The organism is Pseudomonas agronomica (genome assembly GCF_025917275.1).
Taxonomy (GTDB): domain Bacteria; phylum Pseudomonadota; class Gammaproteobacteria; order Pseudomonadales; family Pseudomonadaceae; genus Aquipseudomonas; species Aquipseudomonas agronomica.
Genome location: NZ_JAOSHO010001015.1, coordinates 1 through 530 on the forward strand (window position 1 = coordinate 1; position 530 = coordinate 530).

1 protein-coding gene is annotated in these 530 nt (G+C 54.5%); it reads right to left on the reverse strand.

Annotated elements, in window-relative coordinates; all coding sequences use genetic code 11:
- Window positions 1-383, reverse strand: a 383-nt coding sequence (locus OC610_RS28665) for a YdgA family protein (protein WP_264433155.1), incomplete at its 3' end; no start/stop codon positions are given.
- Between the last annotated feature and the right edge of the window lie 147 nt (window positions 384-530).

The window sequence follows — 530 nt, forward strand, 5'->3', positions numbered from 1 at the left end:
GTCAGGGGGGTGCGCTCAAGCTCGGTGTGACTGGTAGCCATGACCGGCAGCCATTTAAGTGTCATCAAGCGGGAAAAGGGCAGCGGACCGTGTTCGATATTGTCGACGAACAACAATTCGACCGGCTCGCTACCAAACATCTCGCCTTCGCCTTTGAGACGATAATGCGCGGTACTGCTGAATGTTCCACGATCCAGGGAGACCAGTTCGATCGACGCGGCGCCATTGGAGCCGGCCAGAGCCGTTTGCATTTGCTTGTTGCTGTCGGCAATAGCGGTATTCAGCACTCCTTCAAGCTTCGTGCCGGTATACCAGGCCCCACCTGCGCTGACGGCACCGATAACCACAACGATTCCCAGAAGTACGCTTGCTGATTTATTCATGAGTGACCCGATCGTTATTCCATGGTTGAAAAATCGTCGTCTTCCTTGACCCGCAAAGGGCTATGGCTCGACGCAGTAAAAGTGGTGGGGAGATTAGCATCAGGCAGGCACGCTAGCCCAATGTTTAAAGGGGGGAAAGCGTGTTCT